16 protein-coding genes and 1 riboswitch are annotated in these 18,138 nt (G+C 71.8%); of the genes, 11 read left to right on the top strand and 5 right to left on the bottom strand.

Going from position 1 to position 18,138, the window contains the following annotated elements:
• The 4 genes from EAD89_RS08635 to EAD89_RS08620 all read left to right on the top strand — a co-directional run.
• The coding region (locus tag EAD89_RS08635) for an AAA family ATPase (protein WP_121675366.1) at positions 1-2,302 on the top strand (2,302 nt) is incomplete at its 5' end.
• On the top strand, positions 2,299-2,688 hold the full coding sequence (locus tag EAD89_RS08630; protein ID WP_121675365.1) for a hypothetical protein: 390 nt from the start codon (positions 2,299-2,301) through the stop codon (positions 2,686-2,688). The genes EAD89_RS08635 and EAD89_RS08630, both read left to right, overlap by 4 nt.
• Positions 2,689-2,722: 34 nt before the next feature.
• Entirely contained in the window at positions 2,723-3,121 is a 399-nt protein-coding gene (locus tag EAD89_RS08625) for a DUF4190 domain-containing protein (protein ID WP_121675364.1), read from the top strand.
• 110 nt (positions 3,122-3,231) lie between these two features.
• The gene (locus EAD89_RS08620; RefSeq protein WP_121653805.1) at positions 3,232-3,651 is read left to right on the top strand and encodes a PPOX class F420-dependent oxidoreductase; all 420 of its coding nucleotides are present in this window, start codon (positions 3,232-3,234) and stop codon (positions 3,649-3,651) included.
• A gap of 47 nt (positions 3,652-3,698) precedes the next feature.
• On the opposite strand, the gene EAD89_RS08615 is transcribed toward EAD89_RS08620, so the two are convergent.
• A complete protein-coding gene (locus EAD89_RS08615) occupies positions 3,699-4,583 on the bottom strand; it encodes a bile acid:sodium symporter family protein (RefSeq protein ID WP_121675363.1) in 885 nt (294 codons plus the stop codon).
• A gap of 144 nt (positions 4,584-4,727) precedes the next feature.
• Between EAD89_RS08615 and EAD89_RS08610 the strand changes: the two genes are divergently transcribed.
• Positions 4,728-6,071 (top strand): glycoside hydrolase family 18 protein, encoded by a 1,344-nt coding sequence (locus EAD89_RS08610; RefSeq protein ID WP_121675362.1) that lies wholly within the window; start codon positions 4,728-4,730, stop codon positions 6,069-6,071.
• 67 nt (positions 6,072-6,138) lie between these two features.
• Here the strand turns inward: EAD89_RS08610 and EAD89_RS08605 are convergent, their stop codons facing one another.
• Positions 6,139-6,534: a hypothetical protein gene (locus EAD89_RS08605; RefSeq protein ID WP_121675361.1), complete on the bottom strand. Its 396-nt coding sequence runs from the start codon at positions 6,532-6,534 to the stop codon at positions 6,139-6,141.
• Positions 6,535-6,701: 167 nt separating this feature from the next.
• Between EAD89_RS08605 and EAD89_RS08600 the strand changes: the two genes are divergently transcribed.
• Complete coding sequence (locus EAD89_RS08600; protein ID WP_121675360.1) at positions 6,702-9,512, top strand: M14 family zinc carboxypeptidase; 2,811 nt, start codon at positions 6,702-6,704, stop codon at positions 9,510-9,512.
• Between the two features lie 66 nt (positions 9,513-9,578).
• On the opposite strand, the gene EAD89_RS08595 is transcribed toward EAD89_RS08600, so the two are convergent.
• Positions 9,579-11,666: a cellulose binding domain-containing protein gene (locus EAD89_RS08595; RefSeq protein WP_121675359.1), complete on the bottom strand. Its 2,088-nt coding sequence runs from the start codon at positions 11,664-11,666 to the stop codon at positions 9,579-9,581.
• Positions 11,667-11,999: 333 nt separating this feature from the next.
• Here EAD89_RS08595 and EAD89_RS08590 point away from each other — a divergent pair, with 333 nt between their 5' ends.
• Together EAD89_RS08590 and EAD89_RS08585 are read left to right on the top strand one after the other, a co-directional pair.
• Positions 12,000-13,403 carry a serine hydrolase gene (locus EAD89_RS08590; protein WP_121675358.1) on the top strand — a complete coding sequence of 468 codons (1,404 nt, stop codon included), beginning with the start codon at positions 12,000-12,002 and terminating at the stop codon, positions 13,401-13,403.
• A gap of 50 nt (positions 13,404-13,453) precedes the next feature.
• On the top strand, positions 13,454-14,164 hold the full coding sequence (locus EAD89_RS08585; protein WP_121675357.1) for a vancomycin high temperature exclusion protein: 711 nt from the start codon (positions 13,454-13,456) through the stop codon (positions 14,162-14,164).
• A 69-nt stretch (positions 14,165-14,233) separates the two neighbouring features.
• Here EAD89_RS08585 and EAD89_RS08580 read toward each other — a convergent pair whose 3' ends face one another.
• Entirely contained in the window at positions 14,234-15,256 is a 1,023-nt protein-coding gene (locus EAD89_RS08580; RefSeq protein WP_121675356.1) for a LacI family DNA-binding transcriptional regulator, read from the bottom strand.
• A gap of 300 nt (positions 15,257-15,556) precedes the next feature.
• Positions 15,557-15,703: riboswitch (cobalamin riboswitch) on the top strand.
• A gap of 33 nt (positions 15,704-15,736) precedes the next feature.
• Here EAD89_RS08580 and EAD89_RS08575 point away from each other — a divergent pair.
• The 3 genes from EAD89_RS08575 to EAD89_RS08565 are packed head-to-tail and all read left to right on the top strand — an operon-like array spanning position 15,737 to position 17,285.
• Positions 15,737-15,940: a CbtB-domain containing protein gene (locus tag EAD89_RS08575; protein ID WP_121653814.1), complete on the top strand. Its 204-nt coding sequence runs from the start codon at positions 15,737-15,739 to the stop codon at positions 15,938-15,940.
• Positions 15,931-16,701, top strand: a complete 771-nt coding sequence (locus EAD89_RS08570; RefSeq protein ID WP_121675355.1) for a CbtA family protein — start codon at positions 15,931-15,933, stop codon at positions 16,699-16,701. The genes EAD89_RS08575 and EAD89_RS08570 overlap by 10 nt, the downstream gene beginning before the upstream one ends.
• Complete coding sequence (locus EAD89_RS08565; RefSeq protein WP_121675354.1) at positions 16,698-17,285, top strand: histidine phosphatase family protein; 588 nt, start codon at positions 16,698-16,700, stop codon at positions 17,283-17,285. The genes EAD89_RS08570 and EAD89_RS08565 overlap by 4 nt, the downstream gene beginning before the upstream one ends.
• Before the next feature lie 12 nt (positions 17,286-17,297).
• On the opposite strand, the gene EAD89_RS08560 is transcribed toward EAD89_RS08565, so the two are convergent.
• Positions 17,298-18,128, bottom strand: a complete 831-nt coding sequence (locus EAD89_RS08560; protein ID WP_233578370.1) for an ABC transporter permease — start codon at positions 18,126-18,128, stop codon at positions 17,298-17,300.
• Positions 18,129-18,138 lie beyond the last annotated feature (10 nt).

Genomic DNA, 18,138 nt, shown 5'->3' with positions numbered 1-18,138 from the left:
CACCCGTCTCGACCCCCGCTCCCCCACCGCCGACGGATCGGCGGAACAGATCTGGCTGAAGTCGGTGACCGTCGCCGGCTTCCGGGGCGTCGGCCCGGAACGGACCCTCCAGGTAGACCCCGGTCCGGGCCTCACCCTGGTCGTGGGTCGCAACGGCTCCGGCAAGTCGAGCTTCGCCGAGGCCGTCGAACTCGCTCTCACCGGCGACAGCGCCCGGTGGGCTGACAAGACCAGTGTCTGGCGTACCGGCTGGCGCAACCTGCACGCCCAGGACCCGTGCTGGGTCGGAGTGGAGTTGCGGCTCGACGGGGTGGCCACACCGACCCGGGTGAACCGCGCCTGGCCCGTCGGGGCCGAGCTGGCCGACGCCGAGGTGACCGTGACCAGCGCGCGTGGCCGGCACAGTGGCCTGTCCGAATTGGGTCTGGCCCGTCCGCTGGAGCTGTACCGGCCGTTCCTCACCGCCGCCGAGCTGGGCAAGCTCGCCGCCGGCACGCAGAGCCAGCTCTTCGACGCGCTCTTCGCGATCCTCGGCCTGGACGCGCTCACCGACGCCGACCAGCGTCTGCTGCGCGCCGCCCGGCCGCACGACACCACCATCAAGGAGGTACGCGCACAGCGCACCGCCCTGGTCGAGGCGCTGTCCAGGATCACCGACGATCGGGCCCGGCGGACCGCCGTACTGCTGCGCGGCCGGGCCGCGGTTGACCTCGCGGCGGTGACGGCGATCCTCGACGAGCCGGACGAGGCGACCACCGACGGGGCGGTGCTGCTCTGCCGGGAACTCGCCGCTCTCGCCCCGCCGGTGGTCGACGAGGTGACCCGGCTGGCCGGTCAGCTGCGGGATGCGGCGGTCGAGGCCCTGCGGTACGACGGCGGCCGGTCGCGGGCCGCGCTGCGCAGCGCCGAACTGCTCCGCCTCGCCCTCGAACATCACGAGGACGAGGGCGACGGATCGTGCCCGGTCTGCGCCACCGGCACCCTCGACGGCGGATGGCGTACGGCCGCCGCGCAGTCGCTGACCGACCTGCGGCAGCGCAGTGTCGTCGCCCAGACGGCGACGACCCGGCTCACGGCTCTGCTCCGGCAGACCCACCACCTGATCGATGATCTCGCGGTGCCCGAAGGTCCCGGGTCGGAGCCGCCGGTCGGGGCGCTGCGCGATGCCGTGGCCGCGCTGCGGCGCGTACCCGGGAAGCCGGCCGACCTGGCTGACCACCTGGCCGCGCGGTACCCAGCGGTGGTGGCCGCGGCGGACGCGGCCCGCTCGTACGCGGAGGGGTTTCTTCGGCAGCGCGACACCGGTTGGCGGGCGACGGCGGCCGAGGTGCGCGAGTGGGTGGGCGCGGCCGGCGGGTTGCCGGCGCGGGAGGCGACCCTGGCCCGGTTGAAGGCCGCGCGGGGCTGGCTGAAGGACGCCGGTGCGGCGATCCGCAACGAGCGGGTCGAGCCGTTCGCCGGGCACTCGCAGCGGATCTGGGCGCAGCTGCGGCAGGAGAGCAACGTCGAGTTGGGGGCGATGACGCTCGAAGGAGCGAACACCCGGCGGCGGGTGGTGTTTCCGGTCAGCGTGGACGGCGCCGACAACGGCACCGCGCTGGGTGTGATGAGTCAGGGCGAGATGCAGGCGCTCGGGCTGGCCACGTTCCTGCCGCGCAGCTGCGCCCCGGAGAGCCCGTTCCGGTTCATCGTGGTGGACGACCCGGTGCAGAGCATGGACCCGTCGAAGGTGGACGGTCTCGCGCGGGTTCTCGACGAGCTGGCCGAGCAGCGGCAGGTGGTGGTCTTCACTCACGACACCCGTCTGCCCGACGCGGTCACCCGGCTCGGCCTCGGTGACGCCCGGATCGTCGAGGTGCACCGGGCGGAGAAGTCTGTGGTGACGCTGCGGCCCGGCTCCGATCCGGTGAGCCGGTACCTGGACGACGCGTACGCGCTGTCGCGCAACGGGGACATCCCCGCTGAGGTGCGCGGGCCGGTGGTGGCGGAGCTGTGCCGTTCGGCGGTGGAGGCGGCCTGCCACCGGGTGGTCTGGCGGGTACGGGTCGCGCGGGGCGTCCCGCACGACGACATCGAGGCGGCCATCGAGGCCGCGTCGCGCCGGCTGGCCACCATCGTCGCGTTGGCGCTGTTCGACGATGCCGATCGGGGTGGTGACGTGCTCGGCCAGCTGGGCCGTCGGCACGGACGACGGGCGGTGGACGCGTACCAGGCGTGCCGGAAGGGCGTGCACGGCGCGTACCTGGCGGACCTGCCGGGCCTGGTCGCGGACGCCCGCTTCCTGGCCGGAGCGCTGCGGTGACCGCGCCGACGCCGCAGCGCTGCCTGGCGGCGGCCGACCAGTTGCTGAGCGGCTCCGGCCTGCTGGGGGCCGTCGCCGTTCCCGGCGGCTGGTGGCCTCGGGCCTGCGCCTGCCTGATCCGGCTCGCCCTGGAAGGCGGCATCGACGCCTACTGGCGGCGGGTCAAGCCGACCGTCGCGGCCTGCCGGCAGGGCCGAGCCAAGCAGCTGATGCTGCGGGGACGGCTCGGGCCGGGCACGGAGATCGCCCGGCGGGTGGCGTACGCGTGGGCCACGCTCTCGACCGCCGCGCACCACCACTGCTACGAGCTGGCGCCGACGGCTGCGGAGCTGCGTCGGCTGCACGCCGAGGTGAGCGCGCTGCTCGCCCGACTCGACCAGGGATGACCGGACCTACCCACCCGTACAGGAGTGACCGACCATGAGCTACCACCCCGGCCATGACCCCCACCGGCCCGCGTTGCCGGCATCGGCCCCGCCGGCCAGCCCCGGCCCGTACCCGCCGGTGGGTTACCCGCCGGCGCACATCGTCGTGCACGGCCCGCCCACCTCCGGCCTGGCAGTGACGTCGCTGGTGTTTGGAATTCTCGGCGTGCTCGGCGGGTGGTGCCTGTTCGGGCTGCCGTGCCTGCTCGCCGTCGTCCTCGGCCACGTCGGCCTGCACGACACCCGCAACGACATGAAGTCCGGGCGCGGCATGGCGGTCGCCGGCCTGGTCCTCGGGTACGTCTTCGTCGCCCCCATGATCATGCTGACGATGATGGTCTTTTTCGGAGGACTGATCGGCGCGGCGACCCCCTCGACCACCCCCACCCCATGAGGCGGAACGACGGACCGCACACCTGTCCCGCCACGATCCTCATCCAACGGCGGTCGGGCCGGCACGTGCGTAACGTGCAGGGGTAACCCCTGACGCGAAGAGGAGACTTCATGTCCAAGCCACCGCTGCCCGAGCCCGCGATCGCCATGCTGCAGAAGCCGAACCCGGCCGTCATGACGACCCTCCAGGCGACTGGTCAGCCGGTGTCCGCCGCCACGTGGTACCTGTGGGAGGACGGCCGGATCCTGGTGAACATGGACGCGAGTCGCCGCCGGCTGGACCACATCCGGAACGACCCCCGGGTCTCGCTCACAGTGCTGGATGAGGCCGGCTGGTACACCCACGTCAGCATCATCGGGCACGTCGCCGAACTGCGCGACGACGAGGATCTCGCGGACATCGACCGGTTGTCCGAGCACTACACGGGGAACGCGTACCCACGGCGGGAGCGCGCTCGGGTCAGCGCCCTGATCGAGATCGACCGCTGGCACGGCTGGGGTGCGCTCAAGGACAACAGCCAGATCGGCTGACCAGTACGGAACGACCCGGCCGGCCGAACGCCGGCCGGGTCAGCAGGTCAGGGCTCTACGGTGGCGGCAGCCGGTGCGCCGACGCGGGTCACCAGGTAGCCGAAGGCCGCCGCGGTGAAGAACATGACGATGCCGTAGACGGCTCCCGGGATCGCCATCTGGGTGCTGTCGAGCAGCGCCGGGCTGAGCGCGATCGTGATGGCCAGGGTGCTGTTGTGGATGCCGATCTCGAACCCGGCCGCGGTCGCGGCGCTGCGGTCGACCCCGGCCAACCGGGGTACGCCGTATCCGATGGCGAGGCTCAGCAGGTTGAAGGCGAGCACGGCGAGGCCGACGGAGACGAAGTAGTCGGCGATGTTCTCGCGTTCGCCGAGTACGGCGCCGGCGATCACCGCGACGAGGACGACGACGGACAGGATGCGGACCGGGCGGTTCAGGCGTTCGGCGATCCGGGGCACCCTGGCCCGGATCAGCATGCCGATCGCGACGGGGACGAGCACGATGGCGAAGACCTGCAGCACCTTGTCGAACTGCAGGCCGATGCTCCTGCCGTCGGGTAGGAAGTACGCCGCCGACAGGTTCACCAGGATCGGCAGCGTGAACACGGCGAGCACCGAGTTGATGGCGGTGAGGGTGATGTTCAGGGCCACGTGCCCGCCGAAGAGGTGGCTGTAGAGGTTGGCCGTGGTGCCGCCGGGGGACGCGGCCAGCAGCATCATCCCGACGGCCAGCTCCGGTGCCAGGTCGAAGGCGAGGACCAGGGCGAAGCAGAGCGCCGGCAGCACCAGCACCTGGCACACCAGCGCGATGACGGCGGCCTTCGGATGGTGGGCCACCCGGCGGAAGTCCGCAATGGTCAGCCCGAGACCCAGGCCGAGCATGATGATGCCGAGGGCGATGGGCAGACCGATCAGGGTCAGGGCTGAGTCCATGGCACAACATCGTTACCACCCGGTAACGCCGCCACAATCCCCCATGTGGCTGGACGGCTCTTGACCCCAGAGCGTGATCGCCTTAACTTCATCAATCAGATAAGTGTCTTTACTAATTCCGCTCCATTCCTCGTGGGAGTGCCGATGCGACCATTCCGTCACCGCCGTCTCACCGCCGTCGTCGCCTTGGCGACGATGCTGGTCACCGCAGCACCGCCGACCGCCGCGAGCGCTGGCGACAAGCCCGACCGCCGTGCCGGCTACCACCGGGTCGGCTACTTCACCCAGTGGGGCATCTACGGCCGGGCCTTCCCCGTCAAGAAGCTCGACACCTCCGGGGCCGCCAGCCGGCTCACCCACGTCAACTACGCCTTCGGCAACGTCAGTGAGGACGGACGCTGCTACATCGACGGTGGGCCGGGCGAGGGCGACGCGTGGGCCGACTACCAGCGTCCGGTCCCGGCGGAGGAGAGCGTCGACGGCGTCGCCGACGCCCCGGGTCAGGCGCTCAACGGCAACTTCGGCCAGCTGGCCAAGCTGAAGGCCAAGCACCGCGACCTGAAGGTCCTGATCTCGCTGGGCGGCTGGAGCTGGTCGACGTACTTCTCGAACGCGGCCCTGACTGACGCCTCCCGCAAGGCGTTCGTCGCCTCCTGCATCGACCTCTACCTCAAGGGCAACCTGCCGGGCGGTGACGGCGCCGCGGGCGGCCCGGGTGCGGCCGCCGGTGTCTTCGACGGCATCGACCTCGACTGGGAGTGGCCGAACTGGGCCGGCGAGCCGGGCAACGTCATCCGCCCGGAGGACCGGGAGAACTTCACCAAGCTGCTCGCCGAGTTCCGCCGGCAACTCGACGCGTACGGGCGCACGACCCGCGCGCACTACGCGCTGACCGCCTTCCTGCCGGCCAACCCGGCCACCATGGACGCCGGCTACGAGGGCCGCAAGATCTTCAAGTACCTGGACTTCGCCACCGTGCAGGGGTACGACTTCCACGGCGGCTGGGACGCGGTGACCAACCAGCAGTCCGCGCTGCGCGTACCGGCGGGAGCGCCGGACAACCCGGACTTCTCCGCCGAGGTGGCCATCGACGGCTGGATCGCCCGCGGCGCGCCGCGCGACAAGCTGGTCCTGGGCATCCCGTACTACGGTCGCGGCTGGACCGGCGTCACCGGCGGCGGCAACGGCCTGTTCAAGCCGGCCACCGGGCCCGCGCCGGCCACCTTCGAGGCCGGGTACGAGGACTACAAGAAGCTCAAGACCCTGGCCGGCAACGGCTACACCGTGCACCGCGACCTGCGCTCCGGGCACGCCTGGCTGTTCGACGGTACGACGTTCTGGACGTACGACGACCCGGCGGTCGTGCTGCAGAAGACGCTCTACATCCGGCGGGCCGGTCTGGCCGGGGCGATGATCTGGTCGCTGGACGGCGACGACGACAACGCGACGCTGACCAAGACGATCGGCCTCGGGCTGACGACCTGGTAGCCGTACCCCGCCTGCGGTGGTCCCCCGGCCCGTCGCCGACCTCGGTCGGCGGCGGGCCGGCAGGCGCTCACGGCTCGCTGGTCTCCGGTTGCGCCGCGCGCACCGCCGCCTCGATCAGCGCGGTGACCTGGTCCATGTCCCGTGCCTGGCGTACGTCCAACTCGGCCGACCATCCGTTCGGACGGGTGAGCCGCACCGTCACGTCCTCGCGGCGGTGGGTCAGCCAGTCGGCGATCGCCTGCACCAGCACCATGACGACGCCTCCGCTGTCGACGGCCACCACCAGCCCGTCCGTGGCCCCCGCCGGCTCCTGCTCGGGCGGCGAACCGGCGTCGGGTGCGGTGGTCACCTGATCGCGAAGCCGCTCCTCGGATCGCAGCCACGACGCCAGCGAACGTCGGGCGTCGGCGGACGGAAGATCGGGATACACCGAGATCGTGATCGTCTCCTGAGACGTCAGCACCGTCTCCTCCTTCCGGACGAGGCCACCCGCACACCATCATCCTGCCAGCCGATCCCCCGCCGGGCATCCCATGAAGTCACCGGAGTCGATCCGACCTTGACCCAGGTACCGGTGGTTCATAGGCTCCGGCCACTGCCAGGTTGTTCCCGAGAAGGGAAACACGAGACATGGCCCGATCGATGCGTCCGTCCTGGACGGTCCCTCCGAGGCGGCTGGCGAGCGCCGCCGCGATCACGCTCCTGCTCGGCACGATTCCCCTGCTCAGTGGCACATCCGCCGCGAGCGCCGCCCGGCCCTCCGCCCCCTGCAGCACCGACCCGACGGCGCGTCTGAGCACCGTGCCCACCCCGGAGACCGTGCTCGGCTTTCCGCTCGGGGTGGGTCAGGAGCGGGTCGTCACCAACGACGAGGTCCGGACCTACCTGGGAGCGGTGGACACCGCCTCCAACCGGGTCGTCACCGGCGTGATGGCCACCAGCGTTCTCGGTCAGCCGCTGCCGTACGCGGTGGTGTCCAACGAGCGCAACGCCCGGCCGTCCGCGCTGCGCGAGATCGCCGACGACGTGCGGGACCTGCGCGACCCGCGCCGGACCAGCGCGAGGACGGCCGCGCGGACCGCCAAGGACAGCCCGGCCATCGTCTGGGTGACCGCGAACGTGCACGGCGGCGAGAAGAGCGGCACCGACGCCGCGCTCAAGACGCTGTACGAGCTGGCGGCCGGCCTGTCCTGCGCGGTCGAGCAGCGCAACGACAACCTGGTCACCATCATCGTCCCGACGCAGAACCCGGACGGGCGCGACGCGACCCGGCGGCAGAACGAGTTCGGCTTCGACATGAACCGGGACTGGTTCGCGCGCACCCAGCAGGAGACCGACGGCAAGCTCGAACTCCTGCGACGGTACCCGCCGCAGGTCTTCATCGACGCGCACGAGATGGGCGGCCGGCAGTACTTCTTCCCGCCCAACGCCGACCCGATCCACCACGAGATCGCCGGCGAGGCAGTGGACTGGATCAACCGGATCGGGGAGGCCAACAAGGCCGGCTTCGGCTACAACGGCGCCTGCGTCGACGACGACAGCACGGAGTGCTACTTCAACTACGACACGTACGACATGTTCTTCATGGGCTACGGCGACACGGTGCCGACCACCGGCTTCGGCGCCGCCGGCATGACGTACGAGAAGGGCAGCGCGTCGGCGGTGGCCGACCGGGTCCAGCAGCAGTTCAACACCCAGTGGGCGACGCTCGGTTGGGCAGCCGCGAACAAGCGCGAGGTGCTCAACGACTACTTCGACATCTGGACCGACGCGCTCGCCCAGGGCAGGGCGGGCACGCTGGAGCCGAACGAGGTGGTCCAGCCCACCAACGCGGTCCAGTTCCCGGTGCCGGACATCAAGATCCGCTCGTACTTCCTGCTGCCCGACCGGCAGCTCGCCGACGTCCGCCAGCTCGTCGAGCGGCTGCGCCGGATGGACGTCGAGGTGTACGAGGTGCAGAAACCGACCCGGGTGCCCACCGCGCGGGTCTTCGGCGGCCGGACGGCCACCAACGTGACGGTGCCCAAGGGCGCGTACTGGATCCCGATGGACCAGCCGCAGAAGCACTGGATCCAGGCGATCATGGGCGAGGACCCGTACGTCCCCTTCCCGTACTTCTACGACGTGTCGTCCTGGAGCAACCCGCTGCTGATGGGTGTCTCCACCATCTACACCGGCGACAACGTCCGGCCGAAGGCGCAGCTGGTCCGCACGATCTCCGGCGGCCGCAGCGGCCTGGCGTGGCCGTGGGGCTCGTACACGTACCCGCTGGACTCGGCGGCAGCCGCGGAGCTCACCTTCACCCTGCTCAAGCGTGGCGTGCCGCTCGTGCGCAACCTGGAGACCAGCACGGTCGCCCTACCGGCGGCCAGGCTGAGCCGTACGGTCGATGAGCTGGCCGAGTCGTTCGGGGTGACCCTCACCCCGGGCGGGCGGCCCAGCGGGACCCGACTCGACCTGCCGGACGTGGGGCTGTTCCAGGGCACCGGCATCTCCACCACGTCGGGCTCGCACGGTGAGGCCCGGTACGTGCTCGGCAAGCGGTGGGGCCTGGACCTCAAGCCGGTCACCACGGCCGACATCAACGACAACACCGAGGCGTTCACCGGACGCACGGTGCTGCTGGTGCCGGACGGCAGCAGCCCGACCGGCGGCCTCACCGCCGCCGGGCAGGCCAACCTGCGCGCGTGGATCGCCCAGGGCCACACCTACATCGGGCTGCGCAACGAGGGCACCCGGATGGCTCGGGCGGCCGGGCTCACCTCCACGACGGAGAAGACCAAGCCGACCGACTACCTGGTGATCGGCTCGCATCTGCGGGTCGACGTCGACCGGGACAGCCCGGTCGCCCTGGGCCGCCCGGCGGAGGACTTCGAGTTCAACAACAGCGACCCGATCCTCAACCCGAGCACCACCGGGACGAACGTGCTCCGCTACCCGGCCGGGAACACGTTCTGGGCCAACGGCTACACCGTCGGCGCGGACGCGTTGAAGGGCACGTCGGCAGTGGTCGACGAGCCGACCGGCGCCGGTCGGGCGGTGCTGTTCGCGTTCAATCCGCTCTTCCGGGCGTACAACGAAAATGGTCTGCACCTGGTGGCCAACGCGCTGCTCTACCCGGCGGCGACCAGCGCGCCGGACGCCCGGCGCACGCCGGGCATCGACCCGGCGCGCGCCAGCGCCGCGGCCGCGCCGGTGGCGCCGGAGCTGGATGGTGGGTGGCGACCGACCACCATCGAGGTGGCGGCGACGGACCTGCCGCGCACCCGGGCGATCGTGGAGCGGTTCACCGCGGACGCGCGGGCGTCCACGACGGGCGGCTCGGCCTACCTGGTGATCCCGAACCCGGAGGGACTCCAGGCCGACGAGCACCCGTTCCTGGGTGATCTGGTACGCGCCCTGCGTGCTGCCCAGGTGCCGTTGCGGTCCGTGGTGGGCTGACGCCGGACCTGCGCAGTGGAGCGCCCGCCCCCGCGTCGGGGGCGGGCGCTTCGCGCAGCCGCGGTCTCAGCCGCTCGTGCAGCGGATGCCGTTGAGGGTGAACGCGGTGGGCAGCACGTTCGGGCCGCTGTACGCGCCGACGAAGCCGGCGCTCACGCTGCCGCCGGCGGCGATCTGTCGGTTGTCGTCGGTGGGTGTGACCCGCACGGCGGTACCCACCTGCTCCCAGGTGGCGCTCCAGCCGCTGCTCACCTGCTGCCAGGCCGTCGGCCACGTCCAGGTGAGCGTCCAGCCGTTGATCGGGCTCGTGCCGTTGTTGGTGATCTCGACACCCCCGATGTAGCCGTTGCCCCAGTCGCCGCTGGTGGTGAAGCGAACGCCGCACGCGCTGGCGGCCGGGCTGCCGGTGGCGAAGGTGACCGGCGGTGAGGACCAGGACACCCGACCGGCGGTGTCACGGGCCAGCACGTTGACGGTGTACCTGCTGCCGGGCACCAGGTTGCCGACCGTGAACGAGGTGGACCTCGTCTCGCCCAACTGCTCGCTGATCGCACCGTTCTGTCGGTACACCTCGTACTTGGCGATCGGGCTGCCACCGGGTGCGGCCGCCGGCCAGGAGATCGTCGCGGTCCGGTCGGTGACGGCGCCGGCCGTGGGCTGGCCCGGCGCCGCGGGCCGCCCGGCAGTCGCGCCGGCCGGGCGCAGCACGAGCGTGGTGAGCGAGTACGGCGGCAGCGTCCGGCTGGTCGCGGAGCCGGACTGGCCGGTGGCGATGCCGGCCGCGCCGTTGGTGAGGGTGGAGACCGTCGGCGCGGCGGCGGACGGGGTGAACCCCGCGTAGTCGATGGTTACCGGATGCGCGGTGTCCGGGTCCTTGTTGACCAGCAGCACCGCGAGGTCGCCGTTGGCCCGGCGCACCGCATGGGCGCTCACCAGCGGCTGGTCGGTGCCGGCGCGGACGAACTGGTTGCCGGGCTGGGCGAAGAGTTTCAGCATGGTCAGCGCGTGGTACGGCGCGAACGGTGTGTTCAGCGGCGGCTCGCACACCGAGCCGTCCTGGGTGCAGGCGCCGCTGGAGAGGATGCCGAAGTCCCCGTAGTCGGTCTGGCCCGCCACCTCCGACACCGTGCCGATGCCGTTGTGCACGTTCCACCACTGCACCGTGAAGACGCCGTTCTCCAGCAGCCCGCTGTAGGCGTCGGCCAGGAAGAGCGCCGCCGGCTGGGTGGTCCGGCCCGCGTCGACGTTCAGCTCGGTGAAGCTGATGCCGATGCGCGCGGCGTTCGGGCCGGCGTACCGGGTGATCTGCTCCCGGAGCAGGTAGGCGGCGTCGGGAATGTGGTTGGTCCGGGCCAGTGACTCCGCGGCGGAACCACCCGGATACCAGTGCACGTCCACGAAGTCGATCTTCGGGCCGGCGAGGGAGAGCACGGTCTGGTTCCAGGGGCCCGGGTCGGCGCCGGCGGTGATCCCGTCCGGCCAGTTGCCCGGCATCGTCAGCACCGCGCCGACCTTGATGCTGGGATCGACCGCCTTCATCGCGTCGGCGTACTCGACGACCAGCCTCGCGTACTGGGTCGCGCTCTTGTCCGGGTGGTCGTCGGCCTCCCAGGCCGATCCGTAGTGGCCGTTGCCGTAGTTCTCGTTGCCGACCGTCCAGTATTTCGCGCCGTAGCCCTTGGTCACGTTGGCGTACCGCACCCAGTCGGCGGCCTCGGCCGGGGTGCCGGTGCCGTAGTTCGCGATGATCATCGGTTCGGCGCCGACCCGCTGGACCGCCGCCATGAAGGTGTCGAAGTCGGTTCCCGGCGCGACGTACCCGCCGGGCGCGGTGTGGTCCTTCCAGTGGTAGATGTCGGCGTACGAACCGCCGGGGTACCGCATCATCCGCACGCCGGCGTCGCGCAGCAGGTCCGACGTCTCGGCGGTGCCGAGGTTCTGGTCCCAGATGGCGTGGTTGACGCCCAGCGCGGTGGCGGGCACGGTCGCCAACCCCGCCCGCGCGTTCACGGTGACGGCGACCGGATCGACTGCCGCGCTGGCGTTCGGGGGGTTGACGCCGCTGAGCGCGCCCACGGCGAGCAACAGGCTCGTCAGGAGAGCGGTGCGACGGGACCGGGCGGGCCGGGGCCCGCGAATTTTCGGGTACGGCATGTGGCTGGGCTCCTTAAGCGGAGAACGACAGTGAGTCGCCCAGCCCGTCACGCGTCGGTCGCATCAGCAGACGCGGCGCGGCGGCGGGGCAGACTCGTGGACGGACGGCTCCCGGTGTGCCATCTCTGGTGCCACCGTCCCCCGGGAATCCAGCAAGTGCTCCCGGCTGCCCATGGACGGGCGTCAGCCCCGCGCGCGGCATGTCATCGACGTTCAAGAGTCTCACGGTCGATTCGACGATCTCAAGGGCCGTCACCGTCAGTGGTCCGGAAGGCTCCGCGCCCGGGCGGGACGGGGGTGGCGCGCGGGCGGGACGGCTGCCACCATCACGGCATGCCTGTCGCCCGTCGTACCCTGCTCGGGGCCAGCCTGGCCGCCGCAACCTCCGCCGTCGTCGGCTGCGATGACGGGCGCGGATCGGGCACGGGGTGGACCGGCCGGGGCGATGCGGCGACCGCGACCGGCGCCGCCGGCAACAGGGCAGGGCTCGGCCCATCCGGGAAGCCGTCGGCGGCGTCGCCCTCGGCGGAGGCCGGCGCGACGGAGGCCGGCACGGCGGAGCACGGCGCGGCCCCGGGTGGCGGCAGCATCCCGGCGAAGCAGGCCCGCTACGTGACCGGTCTGCTCCGGCAGCACCTGCCCGCCACGCCGCAGACCTTCCAGCACAGCGGCTTCCCCGGTGCTGTCGCCCTCGTCCAGGTCAACGGCAAGGCGACGGTGCACGCCGCCCTCGGGGAGGCGCTCCGCTACTCGGCCGGTCCGAAGCTCCTCCCGGTCGACAAGCGCGTCCCGATGCGCCCCGACTCCATCTTCGACCTCGCCTCGGTCACCAAGGTCTACACCTCCATCCTGCTCCTGCAACAGGTCGACAAGGGGCGCGTCGACCTCGCCGCCCCCGTCGTGGACTACCTGCCCGCCTTCACCGGCGCCGGCAAGGACCGGGTCACCGTCGAGATGCTGCTCACCCACACCAGCGGCCTCCCGGTCGGCGCCAAGGTCACCGGTCTGCCGGACAACGCGGCACGCTGGAACGCCGTGCTCGCCACCCCACTGGTCTCCGGCGCCGTGCCCGGGGACACGTTCCGCTACTCGAGCGTCGGGCTCATGGTCGCCGGCAAGATCGTGGAGAAGGTCACCGGCCAACTCCTCGACCAGGCCCTCAGGTCCACCATCACCGGGCCCCTCGGCCTGCGGGACACCGGCTTCAATCCCAACACCTGGCTGTCCAACGACGCCAAGGCCACCCGCCTGGTCGCCACCGACGCCCGCTCGTCCCGCGGCCTGCTCCGCGGCACCGTCCACGACGACGTCGCCAACCACCTGGGCGGCGTCGCCGGTCACGCCGGCATCTTCGCCAGCGCCACCGACCTGACCGCCATCGGCGAACTCCTGCTCAACGGCGGCACATACCAGGGCAAGCGCATCCTCGCCGCCGCCACCGTTCAACGGATGCTCACCGACCACAACGCCGGCAAGCCCGCCATCGACCCCGAGCGCCCCAACCGCACCGCCGCTCACGGCCTCGGTGTCGTCCTCAACCAACCCTGGTTCATGGGCAGGCTCGCCTCCCCGCGAACCTTCGGCCACACCGGCTTCGCCGGCCCCTCACTCCTGGTCGACCCCAACCGCAAACTCGTCCTCGCGCTGCTCACCAACCGGGCCCACCCCAACTGGAGCTGGGCGGACCCCGACCCGGTACGCGCCGCCCTCGGCGACGTCCTCGCCAAGCTCCTCTGAGGGCCGCCCGCCACAGCGGCGGGCCGGCCGACCGGGGATAATCTCGCCGCATGCGGGGACGAATCGGTGCGGTCCGACGGTGGTACGGGAAGCGCAGGAGGGCCGTACGCCGCGGCATCCTCCTCGCGCTGGTCGCCGGTGTGGTGCTCCTGATCGGCGGGACCCTGGCCAGCGTGGCGTGGGTTCGCGGTGACGCGGACGGCCACATCTACAGCGAGGCCGGTGTGCCGGACGCGCCGATCGCCCTGGTCCTGGGCACGAAGGTGGACGCGGACGGCGAGCCGTCCGCGTTCCTCGCCGCCCGGCTGGAGATCGCCCGGCGGCTGTTCGACGCCGGCAGGGTCCGGGCGATCCTGGTGTCCGGCGACAACATGAACGCCGACTACAACGAACCCGCGGCGATGATGCGCTGGCTGGTCGACCGGGGCGTGCCGGCGCAGCAGGTGGTGCTGGACCACGCCGGCTTCGACACGTACGACTCGTGTGCACGGGCGGAGCGGATCTTCGGGGTGAAACGCGCGACCGTGGTGACCCAGGCCTTCCACCTGCCCCGCGCCGTGGCTCTGTGCCGGCGCCTCGGCATCGACGCCAACGGCGTCGGCGACGAGACCATGAAGCGGTACGCCCGGCCGTGGCGGGTCAGCTCCACCCGCGAGTACGGTGCCTGCCTGAAGGCCGCCCTGGACCTGCTCTCCGGCCGTGACCCGGCCCATCTCGGCCGCCGCGAGACCGGCGTCGACGACGCTCTCCGGACCGGCTGATGACGATCTGCTGACGACGACAGGTGTCCCGGCCCACTCGGACGCGGCGGCTGCGAGCCGTTGTCCGCGTCAGCGGTGCCGGGGCGCGGCGGCGCTGTCGCGTTCGATGAGGTCGGTGGCGAGTTCGACGCGCGGGCTCTCGATCGTCTCGCCGGCGGCGAGGCGCAGCACGGTACGCGCGGCCAGCATGCCCATCTTGGCCAGAGGTTGGCGAACCGTGGTCAGCGGCGGGGAGCACCACTGGACCTCGGGCAGATCGTCGAAGCCGACCACGCTGACGTCGCCGGGCACCCGCAGGCCACGTTTGCGGACCGCCTCGTAGACGCCGAGCGCCATCTGGTCGCTGGCGGCGAAGATGGCGGTGGGCGGGTCGGGCAGGGACAGCAGCTGCGTACCGGCGGTGTAGCCGGCCTCGTGGTAGAAGTTGCCGGGGCGGATCAGGGCGTCGTCGAGGGCGATGCCGGCGGCGGCGAGGGCGGCGCGGTAGCCGTCCAACCGGGCCCGGCTGCACATCAGGTGCGGTGGGCCGGCGATGAAGCCGATGCGTCGGTGGCCGAGGCCGAGCAGGTACTGGTTGGCGCTCAGGCTGCCCGCCCAGTTGGTGGCGCCGATGGTGGGCGCCGCCTGTGGGTCCACGCCGGCGGGATCGACGATGACCACCGGCAGGTGGAGCCGGCTCAGCTCGGCCTGGAGCGGCGGATTCACCATCGAGGTCACGAAGATGACCCCGTCGGTGGAGCGGGTGCGCATGTTGTCGAGCCACTGTTTGGCCGAGGAGATGCGCCAGTGGATGGCCGAGACGACGGTGCCGACGCCGCTGCTCAGGGCGACGTCCTCGACGCCGCGGATGATCTCCACCGCCCATGGGCTGTCGAGGTCGTTGAAGACCAGGTCGATCAGGGCGGCGTCGGTCCGCTTCGGCGACGAGCGACGACGGTAGCCGTGCCGGGTCAGCAGTTCCTCGACCCGTTCCCGGGTCTGCGGTGCGACGTCGGAGCGGCCGTTGATGACCCGGGACACCGTGGGTACGGAGACACCGGCCAGCCGCGCGATCATCGCGATGGTGACGTTTCGTCCGATGTCGGAGCCCACGTCCGGCCTCCCTGACTGGTGATCGCGCCCTCGGCGTCACGGCGCATGACGATGGGTGGAAGCTCCGGAACTTTCGATGCCTGACCGATAATGCCGATCGATGGCCGGGACGTTACGAGTTGTTTCCATACTGGTCAAGGCCTTTGCCGCATCCCGAATGGAACCCCTCATGGGGTCCTGCTTTCCGAAGGCATCGGCACGCGGACCGAAATTTTCACACTCGTGGCATGACCTGGGTCGGTGCGCGGCCGGCGGTCGCCACGACTCACTCGATGCCGTGCGTCACAGAGGGCGCGGTTGACCGGCCGGATCGGCGCCGATACCGTCGATCCACTATCTGCGGCGACGCGAGGGAAGCCGGTGTGAATCCGGCGCGGTCGCGCCACTGTGAGCGGTCCCCACGGGGTCCGCGAGCCAGGACACTCGGTTGTCCGCAGCCTTGCGATGGGGACGCGTCATCCCCGAGGAGGTTTGCGTATCATGTCCAGCTCCACGTCCAGCCAGCCGTTGGTGCAGCCCGCGGGCAACGTCCGTCTGCTGTGGACGGCCCTGGCCACCGTCGCCGTGCTTCTCCTGCTGGCCTATCTTGTCGCCTTCGACCAGGGGGCGGTCTCCCGCAGCGGGATGTACCTGCACGAGCTGATGCACGACGGTCGGCACCTGCTGGGTGTCCCGTGCCACTGACCACCACCACCGCACCACGGTTCGTCACCGTTCTCGTCCGCGGGCTGCTCGCCGGCCTGGTCGCCGGCCTGCTCGCCGGAACGTTCGCCTATGTGGCCGGCGAACCGCACGTCGACGCGGCCATCGCGATCGAGGACGCGGCGGCACACGCCGATCCCACCGCCGGTGGGCACCATCACGATGACGCGCTGGTCAGCAGGGACGGGCAGCGTGGCGGCCTGTTCCTGGCCACCAGCCTGTTCGGCGCGGCGATGGGTGGCCTGCTAGCCACCGCGTACGTTCTGCTCTGCCGTCGGCGGCGGGCGTACGACGACGGCCGGTCGGGTCTGCTGCTGGCCGGCGCCGCGCTGCTCGGTGTGGTGATCGTGCCGTTCGTCAAGTACCCGGCGAATCCACCGGCGGTCGGCGACCCGGCCACCATCGACCAGCGCACCGGCACCTACCTGCTGATGGTGGCGCTCGGCCTGGTGGCGGTCTGGGCCGGCTCGCTGGGTTACCGGTCGGTCGGCGGCGCGGCGCCACTGTGGCTCCGCGCCGGGGCCGCCGTCGGCGGGTTCCTGCTGGTGACCGGTGTGGCCTACGTGGTGCTGCCGTCCTTCCAGGAGGTCCCGGACGACTTTCCCGCGACTTTGCTGTGGGACTTCCGGCTCGCCTCGCTCGGCACCCAGGTGGTGCTCTGGACGGGGATCGGGCTGCTGTTCGCGGCCCTGATGAACCAGGACGGGCGCCGCAGGGCCGCCATCGCAGCCCCGAGCACGTGAGCACCACCCGCCTGCGGCTGGTCGCGCACGGGCACACGGCCGCGCTGCGGCGGGCGACGTTCGGCGGGGGAAACGAGAGCCTGGACGAGGGTGGTCGACGCGCCGCCCTCGCCCGGGCCTCCGCCGGGCGGGACCGGCGGGGCGGCAACACGGTCTGCCTGTCCAGTCCCGCGCCGGCGGCCATCGAGACCGCGTACGCCCTCGGGCTGACGCCGAGCGCCGAGGCGGCGCTGGCCGACTGCGACCACGGCCACTGGACCGGGCGGTCGCTGGAGGCGGTCGGCGCCGAACAGCCTCGGGCGCTGCAAGCATGGCTGTCCGAGGTGGACGCGGCGCCGCACGGGGGCGAGTCGATCGTGGCACTCCGGGACCGGGTCGGCCGCTGGCTGGACGCGCAGCGGGGGCGCGGCGAGCGGATCATCGCCGTCACCCATCCGATCGTGATCCGGGTCGCGGTCGTTCACGCCCTCGACCTGCCGTTGGCGACGTTCCGGCAGCTGGATGTCGAGCCGTTGGCGATGGTCCGGCTCACCGGTCACGGGGCACGGTGGCAGCTACGGCTGAGCGCACCGCGGGCCGACTGAGACGGGGACCGGTCAGGGCTGCTCCCGGCGGGCCGCGGGTCCCCGGGCCAACCACGGCGTGCCGCGGGTCCGGGCCCGACCGGGTCGCCGCGGCCCCGATCCGGCGGGTCGGAGCCGGCCACGGGCGACCAGTTCGACGGTGAGGACGACAGCGACGGCCTCGACGGCGAGGAGTCCGACGAGCACGACCAACTGCGTCACACCGGCGGCGAGGGGGCTCGCCCCACCGAGCAGCACCCCGACGAACGCACCCGGGAGGGTCACCAGGCCCACCGTCCGTGTCTGGTCGAGTGCCGGGACCAGCGCCTGCCCGGCCGCCGGACGGCACACCAGCAGCACGGCGTCCCGGGGCAGCAGGCCCAGGGCCAGGCCGGCCTCCACCTCACCGCGCCGGCTGGTCAGCTCGTCCAGCGCACGGCGACCGGCCAGCGAGGTGGCGGTCATCGCCCCGCCGATCAGGATCCCCGCGACCGGAATGATCGCGATGCCACGCGGCGGCACCAGGCCCGCCAGCAGCAGTCCCAGCACCACCAGCATGCTGCCCGCGACGATCGGCACGCCGGCCCACCACCCCTGCCGGCCACCGGTGATGCGCCGGCCGGAGGTGCCCGCCGCCACCGCGCACATCAGGATCACGAACGCGGCCGTGGCCCAGAGCGACGACACGATGGCCGCGATGAGCAGCGACACGGCGCCCAACTGGATCGCGGCACGGACGGCGGCGACCATGACCTCTCGACCGTGACCCAGCTTCCCGACGGTCACGACGACCGCCGCCACGAGGGTCAGGACCACCAGCGCCAGGGCGAGCTTCGGGCCGACCACCAGCATCGTCGAGGACATGAGATCAGTT

The organism is Micromonospora sp. BL4 (genome assembly GCF_003667505.1).
In the GTDB taxonomy this organism is placed as follows: domain Bacteria; phylum Actinomycetota; class Actinomycetes; order Mycobacteriales; family Micromonosporaceae; genus Micromonospora.
The sequence above is the reverse complement of the archived record's forward strand: the minus strand, read 5'-3'. Positions and strand labels throughout refer to the sequence as shown.

Bases quoted from the DNA above. Each gene is read 5' to 3' on its own strand.
- EAD89_RS08625 (WP_121675364.1), top strand. From the start codon at position 2,723: ATGAGCTACCACCCCGGCCATGACCCCCACCGGCCCGCGTTGCCGGCA.
- EAD89_RS08620 (WP_121653805.1), top strand. From the start codon at position 3,232: ATGTCCAAGCCACCGCTGCCCGAGCCCGCGATCGCCATGCTGCAGAAG.
- EAD89_RS08615 (WP_121675363.1), bottom strand. From the start codon at position 4,583: ATGGACTCAGCCCTGACCCTGATCGGTCTGCCCATCGCCCTCGGCATC.
- EAD89_RS08610 (WP_121675362.1), top strand. From the start codon at position 4,728: ATGCGACCATTCCGTCACCGCCGTCTCACCGCCGTCGTCGCCTTGGCG.
- EAD89_RS08600 (WP_121675360.1), top strand. From the start codon at position 6,702: ATGGCCCGATCGATGCGTCCGTCCTGGACGGTCCCTCCGAGGCGGCTG.
- EAD89_RS08595 (WP_121675359.1), bottom strand. From the start codon at position 11,666: ATGCCGTACCCGAAAATTCGCGGGCCCCGGCCCGCCCGGTCCCGTCGC.
- EAD89_RS08590 (WP_121675358.1), top strand. From the start codon at position 12,000: ATGCCTGTCGCCCGTCGTACCCTGCTCGGGGCCAGCCTGGCCGCCGCA.
- EAD89_RS08585 (WP_121675357.1), top strand. From the start codon at position 13,454: ATGCGGGGACGAATCGGTGCGGTCCGACGGTGGTACGGGAAGCGCAGG.
- EAD89_RS08575 (WP_121653814.1), top strand. From the start codon at position 15,737: ATGTCCAGCTCCACGTCCAGCCAGCCGTTGGTGCAGCCCGCGGGCAAC.
- EAD89_RS08560 (WP_233578370.1), bottom strand. From the start codon at position 18,128: ATGTCCTCGACGATGCTGGTGGTCGGCCCGAAGCTCGCCCTGGCGCTG.